This is a genomic window from Pseudomonas sp. TE4620, from assembly GCF_056279045.1.
Genome location: NZ_JBWBQO010000001.1, coordinates 4,027,931 through 4,041,901, shown reverse-complemented (window position 1 = coordinate 4,041,901; position 13,971 = coordinate 4,027,931). Strand labels below are relative to the sequence as shown.

General features: G+C 64.7%; 15 protein-coding genes. 9 read left to right on the top strand and 6 right to left on the bottom strand.

Annotated elements, in window-relative coordinates; all coding sequences use genetic code 11:
• Window positions 1-18: 18 nt before the first annotated feature.
• Complete coding sequence (locus ACZ9A3_RS18665) at window positions 19-861, top strand: ATPase (protein ID WP_476252992.1); 843 nt, start codon at window positions 19-21, stop codon at window positions 859-861.
• 21 nt (window positions 862-882) lie between these two features.
• Here the strand turns inward: ACZ9A3_RS18665 and ACZ9A3_RS18660 are convergent, their stop codons facing one another.
• The 3 genes from ACZ9A3_RS18660 to ACZ9A3_RS18650 are packed head-to-tail and all read right to left on the bottom strand — an operon-like array spanning window position 883 to window position 3,435.
• Complete coding sequence (locus ACZ9A3_RS18660) at window positions 883-1,932, bottom strand: alkene reductase (RefSeq protein ID WP_093379878.1); 1,050 nt, start codon at window positions 1,930-1,932, stop codon at window positions 883-885.
• 17 nt (window positions 1,933-1,949) lie between these two features.
• Window positions 1,950-3,119 (bottom strand): MFS transporter, encoded by a 1,170-nt coding sequence (locus ACZ9A3_RS18655; RefSeq protein ID WP_045197415.1) that lies wholly within the window; start codon window positions 3,117-3,119, stop codon window positions 1,950-1,952.
• Between the two features lie 13 nt (window positions 3,120-3,132).
• The gene (locus tag ACZ9A3_RS18650; RefSeq protein WP_038998919.1) at window positions 3,133-3,435 is read right to left on the bottom strand and encodes an ArsR/SmtB family transcription factor; all 303 of its coding nucleotides are present in this window, start codon (window positions 3,433-3,435) and stop codon (window positions 3,133-3,135) included.
• 154 nt (window positions 3,436-3,589) lie between these two features.
• Between ACZ9A3_RS18650 and ACZ9A3_RS18645 the strand changes: the two genes are divergently transcribed.
• Entirely contained in the window at window positions 3,590-4,162 is a 573-nt protein-coding gene (locus tag ACZ9A3_RS18645; protein WP_093379886.1) for an acyl carrier protein phosphodiesterase, read from the top strand.
• Here ACZ9A3_RS18645 and ACZ9A3_RS18640 read toward each other — a convergent pair.
• Both ACZ9A3_RS18640 and olsB read right to left on the bottom strand, forming a co-directional pair.
• The gene (locus tag ACZ9A3_RS18640) at window positions 4,159-4,944 is read right to left on the bottom strand and encodes a lysophospholipid acyltransferase family protein (RefSeq protein WP_093379890.1); all 786 of its coding nucleotides are present in this window, start codon (window positions 4,942-4,944) and stop codon (window positions 4,159-4,161) included. The genes ACZ9A3_RS18645 and ACZ9A3_RS18640 overlap by 4 nt on opposite strands.
• Window positions 4,944-5,699: an L-ornithine N(alpha)-acyltransferase gene (gene olsB / locus ACZ9A3_RS18635; protein WP_093379894.1), complete on the bottom strand. Its 756-nt coding sequence runs from the start codon at window positions 5,697-5,699 to the stop codon at window positions 4,944-4,946. The genes ACZ9A3_RS18640 and olsB overlap by 1 nt, the downstream gene beginning before the upstream one ends.
• Before the next feature lie 133 nt (window positions 5,700-5,832).
• Here olsB and ACZ9A3_RS18630 point away from each other — a divergent pair, with 133 nt between their 5' ends.
• The 5 genes from ACZ9A3_RS18630 (at window position 5,833) to ACZ9A3_RS18610 (ending at window position 9,939) form a co-directional block, all read left to right on the top strand.
• On the top strand, window positions 5,833-6,720 hold the full coding sequence (locus tag ACZ9A3_RS18630; RefSeq protein WP_093379897.1) for an acyl-CoA dehydrogenase middle domain-containing protein: 888 nt from the start codon (window positions 5,833-5,835) through the stop codon (window positions 6,718-6,720).
• A gap of 63 nt (window positions 6,721-6,783) precedes the next feature.
• On the top strand, window positions 6,784-7,860 hold the full coding sequence (locus ACZ9A3_RS18625) for a serine hydrolase domain-containing protein (RefSeq protein ID WP_476253343.1): 1,077 nt from the start codon (window positions 6,784-6,786) through the stop codon (window positions 7,858-7,860).
• Window positions 7,857-8,153 (top strand): hypothetical protein, encoded by a 297-nt coding sequence (locus ACZ9A3_RS18620; RefSeq protein WP_045197425.1) that lies wholly within the window; start codon window positions 7,857-7,859, stop codon window positions 8,151-8,153. The genes ACZ9A3_RS18625 and ACZ9A3_RS18620 overlap by 4 nt, the downstream gene beginning before the upstream one ends.
• A 45-nt stretch (window positions 8,154-8,198) precedes the next feature.
• Window positions 8,199-8,780, top strand: coding sequence for a YceI family protein (locus ACZ9A3_RS18615; RefSeq protein WP_045197427.1), 582 nt, complete (start codon window positions 8,199-8,201; stop codon window positions 8,778-8,780).
• Between the two features lies 1 nt (window position 8,781).
• Window positions 8,782-9,939, top strand: a complete 1,158-nt coding sequence (locus ACZ9A3_RS18610; protein WP_213603354.1) for a phospholipase D-like domain-containing protein — start codon at window positions 8,782-8,784, stop codon at window positions 9,937-9,939.
• A 123-nt stretch (window positions 9,940-10,062) separates the two neighbouring features.
• On the opposite strand, the gene ACZ9A3_RS18605 is transcribed toward ACZ9A3_RS18610, so the two are convergent.
• Window positions 10,063-11,586, bottom strand: coding sequence for a fumarate hydratase (locus tag ACZ9A3_RS18605; RefSeq protein WP_476252991.1), 1,524 nt, complete (start codon window positions 11,584-11,586; stop codon window positions 10,063-10,065).
• Window positions 11,587-11,902: 316 nt separating this feature from the next.
• Here ACZ9A3_RS18605 and ACZ9A3_RS18600 point away from each other — a divergent pair, with 316 nt between their 5' ends.
• The gene (locus ACZ9A3_RS18600) at window positions 11,903-13,015 is read left to right on the top strand and encodes a GGDEF domain-containing protein (protein WP_123566420.1); all 1,113 of its coding nucleotides are present in this window, start codon (window positions 11,903-11,905) and stop codon (window positions 13,013-13,015) included.
• Window positions 13,008-13,946 (top strand): iron-sulfur-binding ferredoxin reductase, encoded by a 939-nt coding sequence (locus ACZ9A3_RS18595; protein ID WP_476252990.1) that lies wholly within the window; start codon window positions 13,008-13,010, stop codon window positions 13,944-13,946. The genes ACZ9A3_RS18600 and ACZ9A3_RS18595 overlap by 8 nt, the downstream gene beginning before the upstream one ends.
• Window positions 13,947-13,971: the final 25 nt, after the last annotated feature.

Below are 13,971 nucleotides of genomic sequence, written 5' to 3'. Positions count from 1 at the left end.
CGTGGTTGAAGGGATCCCATGCGTAACAATGCCCCAGATGATTTCGATAACGTACCGACCTTGAGTGCCGGTAGCCGTGACGACGATGATGTTGTCCCGGTTGCCGGCGTGCGTCGTGGCGGTGCGGCGGCCGCGCATGCCCAGCCCAAGGTGGCCAGCAGCGGCCCGTTGTGGGCGTTGCTCGGCGCCTCGTTCATTGCCCTGGCGGGCCTTGGTTGGTGGAGCTTTCAGCAGATTTCGCTGATGGAGCAGCAACTGGTTGCCACCCAGGAGAGCTTTGCCCGCATCAGTGAAGAAGCGGCGGGGCGCCTGCAGGCGATCAGCGGCAAGGTGGCGGCCAGCGAGAGCAGTGTCAGCACCGACAGCGAAGCCCTGAAGCTGCAGATCAGGCAGTTGCAGGCGAGCCTGACCGAGCAGGGCAAGCAACAGCAGGGTGTAGCCGGGCAGACCGGTGACCTGGGTAAACGCCTGGAGCAAGTGCTGGCGCAGGCCAGCGAACAGCAAGCGGCCAATGCCAAATTGCAGGAGCAGTTGCAGGCCCAGCTCAAGCGTGTGAACGAGGAGCTGGCCGCATTGAAGACGGCCCAGGTGGATGGCGGCAAGCTTGAAGGTGAGCTCAAGAGCCTGAACGCTGATGTGGCAGCCTTGAAGAAGCAGGGCAACCCTTCAGCGGCGATTCAGCGCCTGGAGCAGGACCTGATCGTGCTCAAGAGCGAGCAGGAGAACCGCCCGGCGCCGGCGGCCAGCAGCGGTGCCTCGACGGCGGAGTTTGATGCGTTTCGTGGCCAGGTGACGCGCAGTATCAATACCCTGCAAAGCCAGGTGCAGAACCTGCAGCAGCAGATCAACGCCCGGCCTTGAGGGCCTCATCGCGTTCAGCACCTACAGCCGCGGATAATCGATGTAACCCACTGGCCCCTTGCCATAGAAGGTCTCCGGATGCGCTTCGTTCAGTGGCGCATCCGCCGCCAGCCGCGCCGGCAGGTCCGGGTTGGCAATGAACGGAATGCCGAAGGCCACCGCATCGGCTTTACCGCTGGCCAGCGCTGTGTTGGCGCTGGCCTTGGTGAAGCGCTCGTTGACGATATACGGGCCGCCAAAGGCTTCTTTGATCAGTGCGCCGATGCTGTCGTCGGCTTCCTTCTCCCGCGAGCAGATGAAGGCGATGCCGCGCTTGCCCAGTTCGCGCGCCACATAAGTGAAAGTCTCGGCGCGGTTGGCGTCGCCCATGTCATGGGAGTCGGCGCGCGGTGCCAGGTGTACACCCACCCGTTGCGCACCCCAGACTTCGCTCACCGCGTCAGTCACTTCCAGCAACAGCCGAGCACGGTTCTCCAGCGAACCGCCGTACTGGTCATCGCGCTGGTTGGTGCTGCTCTGCAGGAACTGGTCGATCAGGTAGCCGTTGGCCGCGTGCACTTCAACGCCATCGAAACCGGCCGCCTTGGCATTCTCGGCGCCGGTACGGTAAGCCTCGACAATGTCGGCGATTTCTGCGGTTTCCAGTGCCCGCGGGGTCGGGTAATCGGCCAGTGGACGCACCAGGCTGACATGGCCTTTGGGCTGGATGGCGCTCGGCGCGACCGGGGTTTCACCATTGAGGTAGCTGGGGTGAGAGATCCGCCCTACGTGCCACAGCTGCAGGAAAATCCGCCCGCCGGCGCCATGCACGGCCTTGGTCACGTTGGTCCAGCCGCGCACCTGGTCGTTGGACCAGATGCCCGGGGTGTCCGGGTAGCCGACGCCCATGGGCGTCACCGAGGTCGCTTCGCTGAGGATCAGCCCGGCGCTGGCGCGCTGCACGTAGTACTCGGCCATCAGTGCGTTGGGCACCCGGCCTTCATCGGCGCGGCAGCGGGTCAGTGGGGCCATGATGATGCGGTTCGGCAGCACGAGGTCGCCGAGGGTGATCGGATCAAAAAGCGTCGTCATAAATACCTCAAGGCTTATCAGTGAGTGGCAGGTGCCAGTTCGGCTTTTTTGCCGCCCTGGCTGAAGGTGATCAGGGTGACGATCAGCGCCAGTACCGCCAGCGCTGCGGCGGCCAGGGGCACGCGGGTCAGGCCCAGGCCCTGGGCGATGACGGTGCCGCCGACCCAGGCGCCAAGGGCGTTGCCCAGGTTGAAGGCGCCGATGTTCAGGGTCGAGACCAGGTTCGGCGCGGCCTTGCCGAAGGTCACCACGTTGACTTGCAGGGCAGGCACGGCGGCAAAGGCGGCGGTGGCCCAGAGGAACAGGGTGATTTCGGCCGGAATCAGCGCGACGCTGGTCCAGCTCAGCACGGTGGAGACCACCGCCATGCTGGCGAACACGCCGACCAGGGTGGCGCCCAGGCGCTTGTCGGCCAGCTTGCCGCCGACGATATTGCCCAGGGTCAGGCCGACGCCGATCAGCAGCAGGGTCCAGGTCACGCCCCGTGGCGAAACGCCGGTGACGTCGCCAAGCAGCGGCGCGACATAGGTGAACAAGGCGAACATCGAGGCTGAGAACAGTACGGTCATCGACAGCGACAGCCAGATTCCGGCGCCTTTGAGCGCAGCCAGTTCGGCGCGCATGTCGAGTTTTTCTTCGTCATGGCGAAACGGCAGGAAGCGGATCAGGCCGATCAAGGCAATCACGCCGATCACGGTTACCGCCCAGAAAGTCGAGCGCCAGCCGTATTCCTGGCCCAGCGCGGTGCCCAGCGGCACACCCAGCACGTTGGCCAGGGTCAGGCCGGTGAACATCAAGGCCACGGCCGAGGCGCGGCGGTTGGCCGGCACCAGGCTGGCCGCGACCACCGAGCCGATTCCGAAGAAGGCACCGTGGCACAGGGCGGTCACCACCCGGGCGAACATCAGCAGGTTGTAGTCGCTGGCCACCGCACACAGCAGGTTGCCGACGATGAACACGCCCATCAGCGCAATCAGCGCCGCTTTACGCGGCAGGCGCGAGGTGGCCAGAGCCATGAACGGCGCACCGATGGCCACGCCCAGGGCGTAACCGGTGACCAGCCAGCCGGCCCCGGGAATCGACACACCCAGGTCTGCCGCCACGTCGGGCAGCAGACCCATGATGACGAACTCGGTGGTACCGATGGCGAAGGCGCTGAGCGCCAGGATTATCAGCGAAAGGGGCATTGCAAGGTCCTTGTCAGAGCTCTTGGCTCATCTGCTGGAGGAAGGCCTGGATGGTTTCCTCGTTGCGTTTGAAAAAATGCCACTGGCCAATCTTCTGGCTGCTGATCAGGCCCGCGCGCTGCAGGGTCGCCAGGTGGGCAGAAACGGTCGACTGCGACAGGCCGCAGCGTTGATCGATCTGCCCGGCACACACACCGTGTTCGGTGCTGTGGTGCTGGTCGGGGAACTGCGCGTCGGGGTCCTTCAGCCAGTTGAGGATTTCTCGCCGTACTGGGTGGGCCAGGGCTTTTATTATTTCGTCGAGATCGAGAGGCATGGTTGGGCTCGTGGTTGTGTAGCGGTATATCGCGATGTGGCGAAATATAAATCGGTATTTCGCGATATACAAATATGATGTGGTTCTGAGTTCAGCGTAAATCGCTATATCGGGTTATAACGATATAGATGCCGGGGTGCTAGAATCCCAGTCCATGAACTACCTCGCACACCTTCACCTCGGCGGTCAGCAGCCCGAGCAATTGCTCGGCAGCCTCTATGGCGATTTCGTCAAAGGGCCGTTGCAGGGGCGCTTTGCCCCGTCGCTGGAAGCGGCGATTCGTTTGCACCGGCAGATCGACGTCTACACCGACAGCCATCCACTGGTGCTGGCGGCGCTGGCGCGTTTTCCGCGGCAGCGGCGGCGTTATGCCGGGATCATCCTCGATGTGTTTTTCGACCACTGCCTGGCCTTGCACTGGCAGGACTACGCTGAGCAGCCATTGGGCCAGTTCACCGACCGCGTGTACCAGGTCCTCGCCGCCGAGCCGGCCTTGCCCGGGCGCCTGGCGCAAATCGCGCCGTACATGGCCGCCGATGACTGGCTGGGGTCTTACCGCGAATTCGCGGTGCTCGAACAAGTGTTTCGCGGCATTGCCCGGCGCCTGTCACGGCCCGAAGGCATGGACGGTGCGATAGAGGAGGTGACGGCGCTGTACCAGCCATTGCTGAATGACTTTCGCAATTTCTACCCAGAGCTTCAGCGCTTTGCCAGGGCCAATACCTAGGCGGCCCTGGCCCGGCGTTGTGGCTGGGCAACCGGTTCGCTGCCGAACAGTGCCTGCTGGATTACCTGCTGCGCCTTGAACGCCAGGGCGGCGCGTTCTTCGCCGGCGCTGGCAATTGGCGCGAGCAGATGGATCTCGACCTCGGCGCAATCATTGGCAAACAGCCGGAACAGGTGCGAGAGCAAATCGTCATTACCGATAAACGGTGCGATCGCATCGCTCTGGCCGTTGCGCAGGTAGCGCAGGGCGACCGGCTGCAACGGGGTTTGTGTATCGATGGCACTGGCCAGCAGGCGCCCATGAAAGGTGCGCAGGCTGCGCCCGTCGGTGGTGGTGCCTTCGGGGAAAATCAACAATGCACTGCCTTGTTGCAGGTGCTGGCTGATCTGCTGGCGCAGCAGCTGGCTGTCGTTACCACCGCGGCGGATAAATAGAGTGCCGGCCTTGAGCGCCAGCCAGCCGGCAATCGGCCAGGTGCGCACTTCGGCCTTGGACAGGAACGACAGCGGCGCAAGCATGCCCAGCAACGGGATGTCGGTCCAGGACACATGGTTGCTGACCCACAGCATCGGTTGCTGCGGCACCTGGCCCACCACCCGCACCTTGAACGGCAGGGCGTTGCTCAGCCTGCCCATGAACAGCTGCGACCAGCGCTGCCGACGCTCGGTCGAGGCCGGTACGCGCAGGCGCTCGTAGAGGGTGAACAGCGCGGCCATGGCCAGGCCGAACAGCACCACCAGCAGCACCCGGACCACGCGCCCATAGACGCGCAGGCGCTGCATCAGACCGCCGCCTTGAAGTGCCGGGCATAGCGCGGGCACAGCTCGTCGCGCTTGAGCAGGATGAACACGTCGGCGACCTGGAAGTCTTCGTCCCAGCACGGCTCGCCGCAGATCTTCGCCCCCAGGCGCATATACGCCTTGAGCAGCGGCGGCATCTCGGCGATGACGTTACCCGGCAGGGCCAGGCTTGGCAGCGGGTTTTTCGGTTCGGCGCGCAGGTGCTCGGTGCACAGGTAGCGTTCGCGCAGGCGTTGCATGATCGCATGGGCCTGCACGCCGCCATCCTGCATGGGGATGCTGGCGCAACCCATGAGGTAGCTGTAGCGGCCCTCGTTGAGCACTTCGGCGAGTTCCGCCCAGAGCACGGCGATGGTGCCGCCGTTGCGGTAGGCCGGGTCGACGCAGGTGCGCCCCAGTTCGAGGATTGGCCCTTGCAGGTGGCCCAGGCCGTGCAGGCTGAATTCCTCTTCGCTGTAGAAGCGCCCCAGGCTGCTGGCAGCCTGATGGTCGAGCAGGCGGGTGGTGGCGACCAGGCGCCCGCTGGTCAAGTCGCGCACGCCGATGTGGCGGCAATGAATGTCGTAGTCATCCATGTCCAGGCCCAGTTCGGCGCCTTTGAGCTTGGCCTTGAATTCACCGCTGAATACGCTGAACCTCAGGGCCTGGGCTTCCTGCAGGGCTGCCGGGCCGACCAGGCGTTCGGCTTGCAGACGGCGTTCAGTGCTGTTGTCGCCAGAGCGAGCGATCCGAGTCATTGCGTGTCTCCATAAGCCAGCCATGGGGTTGCGGCCGGTCGACTTTGTTGTGCAAAGTCAGCCTAGGTAGATGCGGTGTCACCCCCGTGAACAATTGGTGATGCTTGTATGACAGCCCCCAAGGAGCGCTTCGATGGCCTGGCTGCAACGACTCAACGACCGACAGCGACACCCCCAGGCGGCCACGCTGGCCGATACCTATTCCACCTTGCTGGCACGCCTGGGCACGGTCAGCCCGTTCGAGCTGGCGGTGCTCGGCGCACGCGCCATGGCCACCCCGGGCCTGGCGTTTCTGCTCGGCTACCAGGCGGCCCTGCGGGTACTGTGGCCGAGCGCGCCGCCGAGCCTCGGCGCCCTGTGCGCCAGCGAGCGGCGCAGCGTGCGTCCGGCCGACATGCAGGTGCGCCTGGATGACCTGCGCCTGAGCGGCAGCAAGGACTTCGTCACCGCCGGGCTGGATGCCGAATGGCTGCTGGTGGCGGCGCGCTGCGAGCCACAAGGGCAGGCGCCTGAGCTGAGCCTGGCGGTGGTTTATGCCGGCGAGCCCGGGGTGCGCCTCGAACCGCTGCCGGCCTTGCCATTGATGCCGGAGGTCGGCCATGCCCGCCTGCACCTGCAAGGGGCGTTGTGCGAACGGCTGGCGGGCGATGGTTGGGATGCCTACGTCAAACCCTTCCGCTCCTTGGAAGACCTCTACGTGCTCAGTGCCCTGTGCGCCTGGCTGTATGGCGTCGGCCAGGAATCGGGCTGGGCGCAAAACCTGCAACTGCGCCTGATCGGCTTGCTCGGCGCCTGTGCCGAAAGCACCCGCCAATGCGCGGAGGCTTCAGCCAGCCATTTATTGCTGGGCGGCCTGTTCGCGCAGTTCAACGCCATGAAGGAGGAGATCAACCAGGCGCTGCTGGCCAGCCCTGGTGAATGGGCAAGCCTGTGGCAGCGCGACCAGGGCCTGCTGGAAATCGCCAGCGCCGCCCGGGCCAAGCGTTTGGCCAAGGCCTGGGCTGCCGCCGGACTGTCATGAAACGCTGGCAGGCTGTGCAAACCCTGGCCTTGAGTAAGCGGCATGAGCAACGTGGCGTGGTGGATGCTGGCGCTGTTGGCCTTGAGCAAGGCCGTGCCAGCGCAGGAGTTGTGGCCTGTACCTGACTGGACCGTTGCGCCCGTGGCCAACCGTAGCGCCTGGCAGGCGGTGGAGCGTTATGCCTTCGCCCCTCGCGATGATCAGCAGCGCCAGGGCGTACGCACCGACGCGCTGCTGGTGATCGCCGGCGGGCGCATTGTCTATGAACGCTATGCCGCGCCCAGCAGCGCTGCAACCGCGCACCTGACCTGGTCGATCAGCAAGAGCGTGCTGGCGACCCTGCTCGGCGTCGCCCACGGCGAAGGCCGCTTTGACCTGCACGATCCGCTGGCGCGTTTCTACCCGCCGATGCGCGCCCATCCCCAGGTGCGCATCGAAGACCTGCTGCACTGGGCCAGCGGCCTGGACTGGCAGGAAGTTTACGAGTACGCGCCGCTCAAGTCGTCGGTGGTGGCAATGCTCTATACCCGCGGGCGCGGCGACATGGCCGGCTACACCGCAGCCAGACCCGAAGCGGCCAGCGCCGGGCAGCGTTTTCTTTACTCCAGTGGCGACAGCAATGTGCTGGCGGCGGCCTTGCGCGGCATGCTCGGCGAAGCTGACTATGCGAATTATCCCTGGCACGCCTTGTTCGAGCCCCTGGGCATCAGCAGTGCGGTCTGGGAGCGTGACGCTAAAAACACCCTGGTGGGTTCCTCCTACCTGTACATGAGCGCCCGCGACCTGGCCCGTATCGGCCTGTTGATGCTGCGCGAAGGTCGCTGGCAGTCGCGCCAGCTACTGTCCAGCGACTGGGTGGCGTTCAATCGCCAGCCGTTCCTGCCGGCCACCGCCCAGCCGGGTGAAGCCAACCCGGGTGGGCACTGGTGGCTCAACCAGCCGCTGCCCGGCAGTCCGCGACCCTGGCCGGATGCGCCGGCCGATACCTACGCAGCCCTCGGGCACTGGGGGCAGGCGCTGTATGTGCTGCCGGCGCAGAAGCTGGTGATCGTGCGCTACGCCGATGATCGCGATGCCAGTTACGCCCACAACGAACTGCTCAAGCGGGTACTGGCTGCGGTCGATGAGGTGCGGCCATGAAGCGCGTGTTGCTGGTGCTGGTGCTGCTGGCTGGCGCCTGGGCCTGGTATGAGCGCCAGGCACTGATGGATTTCCCAGGCATTCTCAGTGCCTACTCGGCCAAGGAGTACTGCTCGTGCCGTTATGTCATGGGTTTCGATCCGCAGTACTGTCGCAGCTACGTGCAGCAGTACCTGCCGCTCAGCCGCCTGGACGAAGACGCGCAGCAGCGGCTGATCAGCGCTGCCGGCCTGGGGGTGGAGAATCATGCGCAGTGGCTGGGGCCGCGCGAGGGCTGTCGCTTGCTGCCGTGAAGACAGCCGGGTAAGGTTGACGACCATTGTGTTACAGGATTTCACATGTTCAGTCTGCCGCGTCTTCTGCTTGCCCTGCTGGTCGTCTTGAGTCTCCCTGCCCAGGCCAACTGGCACCTGGACGGCGAATCGTCGCGCCTGTCGTTCGTCTCCAGCAAGAATGGCGACACCGCCGAGGTGCATCGCTTCCTCGTCCTGCATGGCAAAGTCGATCGCAAGGGCGCCGCCGAGCTGCTGATCGAGATGGACTCCAACAGCAGCAGTGTGCCGCTGCGTGACGAGCGCATGCGCAAGGAACTGTTCGAGTTCAGCAAATTTCCCGAGGCCAAGGTCAACGCACAGATCGACCTGCGTCCGATCAACGACCTGGCCAATGGCGCCCAGGTCGAACTGCGCCTGCCGGTGACGGTCAGCCTGCATGGCAAGCAGCACAGCTACAGCGCCCTGTTGCTGGCGACCCGCCTGGATGAGCGGCGCTTTCAGGTGGTCACCCTGGAGCCGTTGATGCTGCGCGCCGATGATTTCGATCTGCTCCCAGGCCTTGCCACCCTGCGCAAGCTGGCCGGGCTCAAGTCCATCAGCCCGTCGGTGCCGGTGGCTGCGGTGCTGATCTTTACGGCGCGCTGAGATGGCCGGACCGGTCTTTCCCTGGCGCGATGGCAATCAGTTCGAGCTATTGATCGACGGTCCCGAGTTTTTCCCGCGCATGCTTACCGCAATCGTGCGCGCCGAGCACCAGGTGGACCTAGAGCTGTACCTGGTGGAGGCGGGCGCCTGCGCCGAAACCATGGTCCAGGCCCTGGTGCAGGCCGCCGAGCGCGGTGTGCAAGTGCGTTGCCTGTTCGATGACTACGGCTCGCTGGCTTTTACCCTGAGCCTGCGCCAGCGCTTGCTGGCCGCTGGCGTCGAGCTGCGCTGGTACAACCGCTTGCGCTGGCGCCGGGGCTTGCGCAACCTGTATCGCGATCATCGCAAGCTGCTGCTGGTCGACCAGCGCTGGGCGGTGGTCGGCGGTACCGGGGTTACCGACCAGTTCTGGACGCCCACTGAAGACGTCAGCGAGTGGCACGAAGTGATGGTGCAGATGCAAGGCCCGCTGGTGGCCGACTGGCAGATGCTCTTCGACCGCCAGTGGCGGGCCAACCTGCGCCGCACCGCCTGGCGGCCGCCAACCCACTTCGGCCTGCCGCGTTTGCCGCCGATCCCGCTCAGTGGCGCCGGCCTGGGCCGCGTGGCCTATGCCGACGCCCGCCAGCACCGGGACATTCTGCAGTCGCTGGTGCGTGCGCTGAACAGCGGCCAGCGGCGCATCTGGCTGGCCACGCCGTACTTCTTGCCGACCTGGAAAGTGCGCCGTTCCCTGCGCCGTGCTGCTTCCCGCGGCGTCGATGTGCGTTTGCTGCTGACCGGGCCGCGTACCGATCACCCGTCGGTGCGGTATGCCGGCCATCGCTATTACCCGCGGCTGTTGCGCGCCGGGGTGAAGATCTTCGAGTACCAGCCGTGCTTCCTGCACCTGAAGATGGTGCTGGTGGATGACTGGGTGAGCATCGGCTCGTGCAACTTCGACCACTGGAACCTGCGCTTCAACCTCGAAGCCAACGTCGAAGCCATCGACCCACCCCTGACCGCCGACGTGGCGGCGAGCTTTGAGCGCGACTTTGCCCAGAGCCTGGCCGTGGACCTTGCCCACTGGCATGCGCGACCGTTGTGGAAGCGGGTGCAGCAACGCTTGTGGGGCTGGCTCGACCGGCTGGTGGTCAACCTGCTCGATCGGCGCGATTGAGCCTGAGGCCGGTTGGCGGTCTATGGTGTCCTTGTTCGCCAGCGATGAGGCCCGTACAGGCAATAAAAAAGCGGCAGGGGAATAATCCACCTGCCGCTTTCTTGTACCAGCAAACCCTGAGGCTTACTTCACTTCCACCGCCAGGCTTTCAGCGATCTTGTGCTGCCAGATCGCAGGGCCGGTGATGTGTACCGACTCGCCGTTGCTGTCGACCGCGACGGTGACCGGCATGTCCTTGACCTCGAACTCGTAGATCGCTTCCATGCCCAGTTCGGCAAAGGCCAGGACCTTGGACTTCTTGATCGCCTGGGCCACCAGGTAGGCAGCGCCGCCGACGGCCATCAGGTACACGGCCTTGTTGTCCTTGATCGCTTCGATGGCGGTCGGGCCGCGCTCGGATTTGCCGATCATGCCCAACAGGCCGGTCTGCTCGAGGATCTGCCGGGTGAACTTGTCCATCCGCGTTGCGGTGGTCGGGCCGGCCGGGCCAACCACTTCGTCACCGACCGGATCAACCGGGCCGACGTAGTAGATGAAGCGACCCTTGAGGTCGACCGGCAATTCTTCGCCCTTGTTGAGCATCTCGACCATGCGCTTGTGCGCAGCGTCGCGACCGGTGAGCATCTTGCCGTTGAGCAGGATGGTCTCGCCCGGCTTCCAGCTCTGCACGTCTTCCGGGGTCAGGGTGTCGAGGTTGACGCGGCGGGCCGATGGGCCGGCTTCCCAGACGATCTCCGGGTAGGCGTCCAGCGATGGCGCTTCCAGGTCGGCCGGGCCGGAACCGTCGAGCACGAAATGGGCGTGACGGGTGGCGGCGCAGTTGGGGATCATGCACACCGGCAACGAGGCGGCGTGGGTCGGGTAATCCATGATCTTGACGTCGAGCACGGTGGTCAGGCCGCCCAGGCCCTGGGCGCCGATACCCAGCTGGTTGACCTTGTCGAACAGTTCCAGGCGGATCTCTTCGACGCGGTTCTGCGGGCCACGGGCCTTGAGCTCGTGGATGTCGATGGACTCCATCAAGACTTCCTTGGCCATCACCGCGGCTTTCTCGGCGGTACCGCCGATGCCGATACCGAGCATGCCCGGTGGGCACCAGCCGGCACCCATGGTCGGAACGGTCTTGAGTACCCAGTCGACAATCGAGTCGGACGGGTTGAGCATGGCCATCTTCGACTTGTTCTCGGAGCCGCCGCCCTTGGCCGCTACGTCCACTTCCACGGTGTTGCCCGGGACGATGGAGTAGTGGATGACCGCCGGGGTGTTGTCCTTGGTGTTCTTACGCGCGCCGGCCGGGTCGGCCAGGATGGATGCACGCAGGACGTTTTCCGGCAGGTTATAGGCGCGGCGCACGCCTTCGTTGATCATGTCGTCCAGGCTCATGGTCGCGCCGTCCCAGCGCACATCCATACCGACGCGCACGAACACGGTAACGATACCGGTGTCCTGGCAGATCGGCCGGTGGCCGGTGGCGCACATGCGCGAGTTGATCAGGATCTGGGCGATGGAATCGCGCGCAGCCGGCGACTCTTCACGCAGATAGGCCTCATGCATGGCCTGGATGAAATCAACGGGGTGGTAGTACGAAATGAACTGCAGGGCGTCGGCAACGCTCTGAATCAGGTCGTCTTGCTTGATCACGGTCATGCAGCGCGCTCCTCTTAAAGACGGGAACATTCATTAAGGTATTCCGACGCGGACTGGCCGAGGTGTCGAAACGACCTTCAACAGGCGCCAACGCAAGGCTGTCGGCGCAAAAAAGGCGCGGCAGTATAGCGCGCATCCGCGGTTGGCACACGTACCAAAGGTCCCCACCAAGGTCGGCAGTGGCCGGGCACTGTTCTTGCCTGAATGCCTGCCAGGGCCGATATGTGCAAACATGGCAATTATTCTTCACACACCCTAAAGTGGCGGTTGGCCATGCCTTATTCCTCTGCCCTGGCCAGAGCACGGTGAGCCACCTGTGACCGAAACAGCGCTGCAGAAGCTTCTCCTCAAACGTTTTCTCATGGCGGCCGGCACCTATCTGTTGGTGTTGGCGCTGGTCTGGGTTGCGCTGTTGAATGGCCATCTGCAAGCCTCCCTGGATGTCTTGTTGCTGGGCAGCGGCTTGTTGCTGATGAGCCAGTTGCTGCTCGGCTGGGTGTTTGCCAGTGGCCGCAACCTGCGCTTTGGCGATCCGAGCCTGACCGAATTCCAGGTGTTGCTGGCGATTGCCTGGCAAACCTGGCTGCTGGCCCAGCTTGACCAGGGCCGCGGTACTTTTCTGATGTTTTATCCGTTGATTCTGATGTTCGGCCTGTTTCACCTGAGGGGGCGGGTGTTCGTGCGCTGCGCGCTGCTGGTGCTGTGCAGCTTCTTCGGCCTGATTGCCTGGGAGGCCTGGCAGGTGCCGCATTTCGCCGGTTCGCTGCTGGCGTTGCAGGCCAGTGCCTTGCTGGTGGTGCTGTGCTGGTTGTGCCTGTATGCCCGCTATGTGCAGGCCGCTCGCCAGCGCATGCGCCAACGCCGCTATGCCTTGCAGGCCCATCAGGACACCTTGCGCGGCATGATGCGCCAGCTTGAAGACCTGGTGGCCACCGACGAACTGACCGGGCTGTTCAACCGTCGGCATTTTCTCAGCCTGGCCAGCCGCGAGCTTGCGCGCATGCGCGCAGACAGCAGCCACGGCCTGGCGTTGATCGACCTCGATCATTTCAAGCGCATCAACGATGTCTATGGGCATGCCGCCGGCGACCAGGTGCTGCAAGCCTTCGCCTCGATCGCCAGCGATTGCCTGGGCGACACTGCGGTGCTGGCCCGTTACGGTGGCGAAGAGTTCGTGCTGTTGCTGCCCGATTGCAGCCAAGCGCAGCTGTTCAGCTGTTGTGAACGCTTGCGCAAGGCCTTTGCCCTGGCCCAGCCACCAGCGGTCGGCTTGCGCGTCGAACCGTTAAGCCTGTCGGCCGGGCTGACCCTGTTGGCGCCTGGCGATGATCTCGACGACGCCTTGCAACGTGCCGATCAGGCCTTGTACCGGGCCAAACACTGTGGGCGCAACCGCTGCCTGGCCGCCTGGGAGGCCGTCGATGCCTGAGTTGCGGGTCGCTGAGCGACAATGGCAGGTGGCCGCGGGCAGCAACCTGCTCGATGCCCTTAATGATGCCGGGCTGGCGGTGCCCTACAGTTGCCGTGCCGGCAGTTGCCACGCCTGCCTGGTGCGCTGCCTGCAAGGCCAGCCCGCAGATGCCCGGCCCGATGCCCTGGCGGCGGACAAACGCCAGCAAGGTTGGCGCCTGGCGTGCCAATGCAGTGTCGAAGAAGATTTGCAGGTGGCCTTGTTCGACCCGCTCGCAGATGGCCTGCCGACCGAGGTCAGCGGCCTCGACTGGCTGAGCCCGACGGTGCTGCGCCTGCGGCTTGAGCCGCAAAGGGCACTACGCTACCAGGCCGGCCAGCACCTGGTGTTGTGGAGCCCGAACGGGGTCGCCCGGCCTTATTCGCTGGCGAGCCTGCCGGGGGAGGAGGGCTTTCTCGAGTTTCACCTCGATTGCCGGCAACCCGGTGCCTTCTGCGATGCCGCCCGGCAACTGACTATCGGTGCGACGTTGCGCTTGGGCGAGTTGCGCGGCGGCGCCTTGCATTACGATCCGGACTGGCAGGAGCGCCCGTTGTGGCTGCTGGCCGCCGGCACTGGCCTGGCGCCGTTATGGGGGATTGTGCGCGAAGCCTTGCGCCAGGAACACCACGGCCCGATTCGCCTGCTGCACCTGGCCCATGACCCGCAGGAACATTACCTGGCGCCCGCACTGACGGCGCTTGCCAGCCAGCATCCGCAACTGCAGGTCGAGCTGCTGACCCCACCGCAGTTGCCCCAGGCTCTGGCGGCGTTACGCCTGCCGTCACGCCAGACCGTGACCCTGGCCTGTGGCTCGGCGGCCAGTGTCGAGCAGTTTGCCCGGCGCATGTTTCTCGCCGGCCTGCCGCGCAATCAGTTGCTTGCCGATGTGTTCACCGGTCATGCCTGATTCCAGCAGGCAAAAAAAAGCCCCG

Excerpts from the sequence above, each read along its gene's own strand:
- olsB (WP_093379894.1), bottom strand. The coding sequence starts at position 5,699 with ATGACTCGGATCGCTCGCTCTGGCGACAACAGCACTGAACGCCGTCTG.
- ACZ9A3_RS18655 (WP_045197415.1), bottom strand. The coding sequence starts at position 3,119 with ATGCCCCTTTCGCTGATAATCCTGGCGCTCAGCGCCTTCGCCATCGGT.
- ACZ9A3_RS18640 (WP_093379890.1), bottom strand. The coding sequence starts at position 4,944 with ATGCAGCGCCTGCGCGTCTATGGGCGCGTGGTCCGGGTGCTGCTGGTG.
- ACZ9A3_RS18630 (WP_093379897.1), top strand. The coding sequence starts at position 5,833 with ATGGCCTGGCTGCAACGACTCAACGACCGACAGCGACACCCCCAGGCG.
- ACZ9A3_RS18615 (WP_045197427.1), top strand. The coding sequence starts at position 8,199 with ATGTTCAGTCTGCCGCGTCTTCTGCTTGCCCTGCTGGTCGTCTTGAGT.
- ACZ9A3_RS18665 (WP_476252992.1), top strand. The coding sequence starts at position 19 with ATGCGTAACAATGCCCCAGATGATTTCGATAACGTACCGACCTTGAGT.
- ACZ9A3_RS18625 (WP_476253343.1), top strand. The coding sequence starts at position 6,784 with ATGCTGGCGCTGTTGGCCTTGAGCAAGGCCGTGCCAGCGCAGGAGTTG.
- ACZ9A3_RS18645 (WP_093379886.1), top strand. The coding sequence starts at position 3,590 with ATGAACTACCTCGCACACCTTCACCTCGGCGGTCAGCAGCCCGAGCAA.
- ACZ9A3_RS18595 (WP_476252990.1), top strand. The coding sequence starts at position 13,008 with ATGCCTGAGTTGCGGGTCGCTGAGCGACAATGGCAGGTGGCCGCGGGC.
- ACZ9A3_RS18610 (WP_213603354.1), top strand. The coding sequence starts at position 8,782 with ATGGCCGGACCGGTCTTTCCCTGGCGCGATGGCAATCAGTTCGAGCTA.
- ACZ9A3_RS18660 (WP_093379878.1), bottom strand. The coding sequence starts at position 1,932 with ATGACGACGCTTTTTGATCCGATCACCCTCGGCGACCTCGTGCTGCCG.
- ACZ9A3_RS18620 (WP_045197425.1), top strand. The coding sequence starts at position 7,857 with ATGAAGCGCGTGTTGCTGGTGCTGGTGCTGCTGGCTGGCGCCTGGGCC.
- ACZ9A3_RS18605 (WP_476252991.1), bottom strand. The coding sequence starts at position 11,586 with ATGACCGTGATCAAGCAAGACGACCTGATTCAGAGCGTTGCCGACGCC.
- ACZ9A3_RS18650 (WP_038998919.1), bottom strand. The coding sequence starts at position 3,435 with ATGCCTCTCGATCTCGACGAAATAATAAAAGCCCTGGCCCACCCAGTA.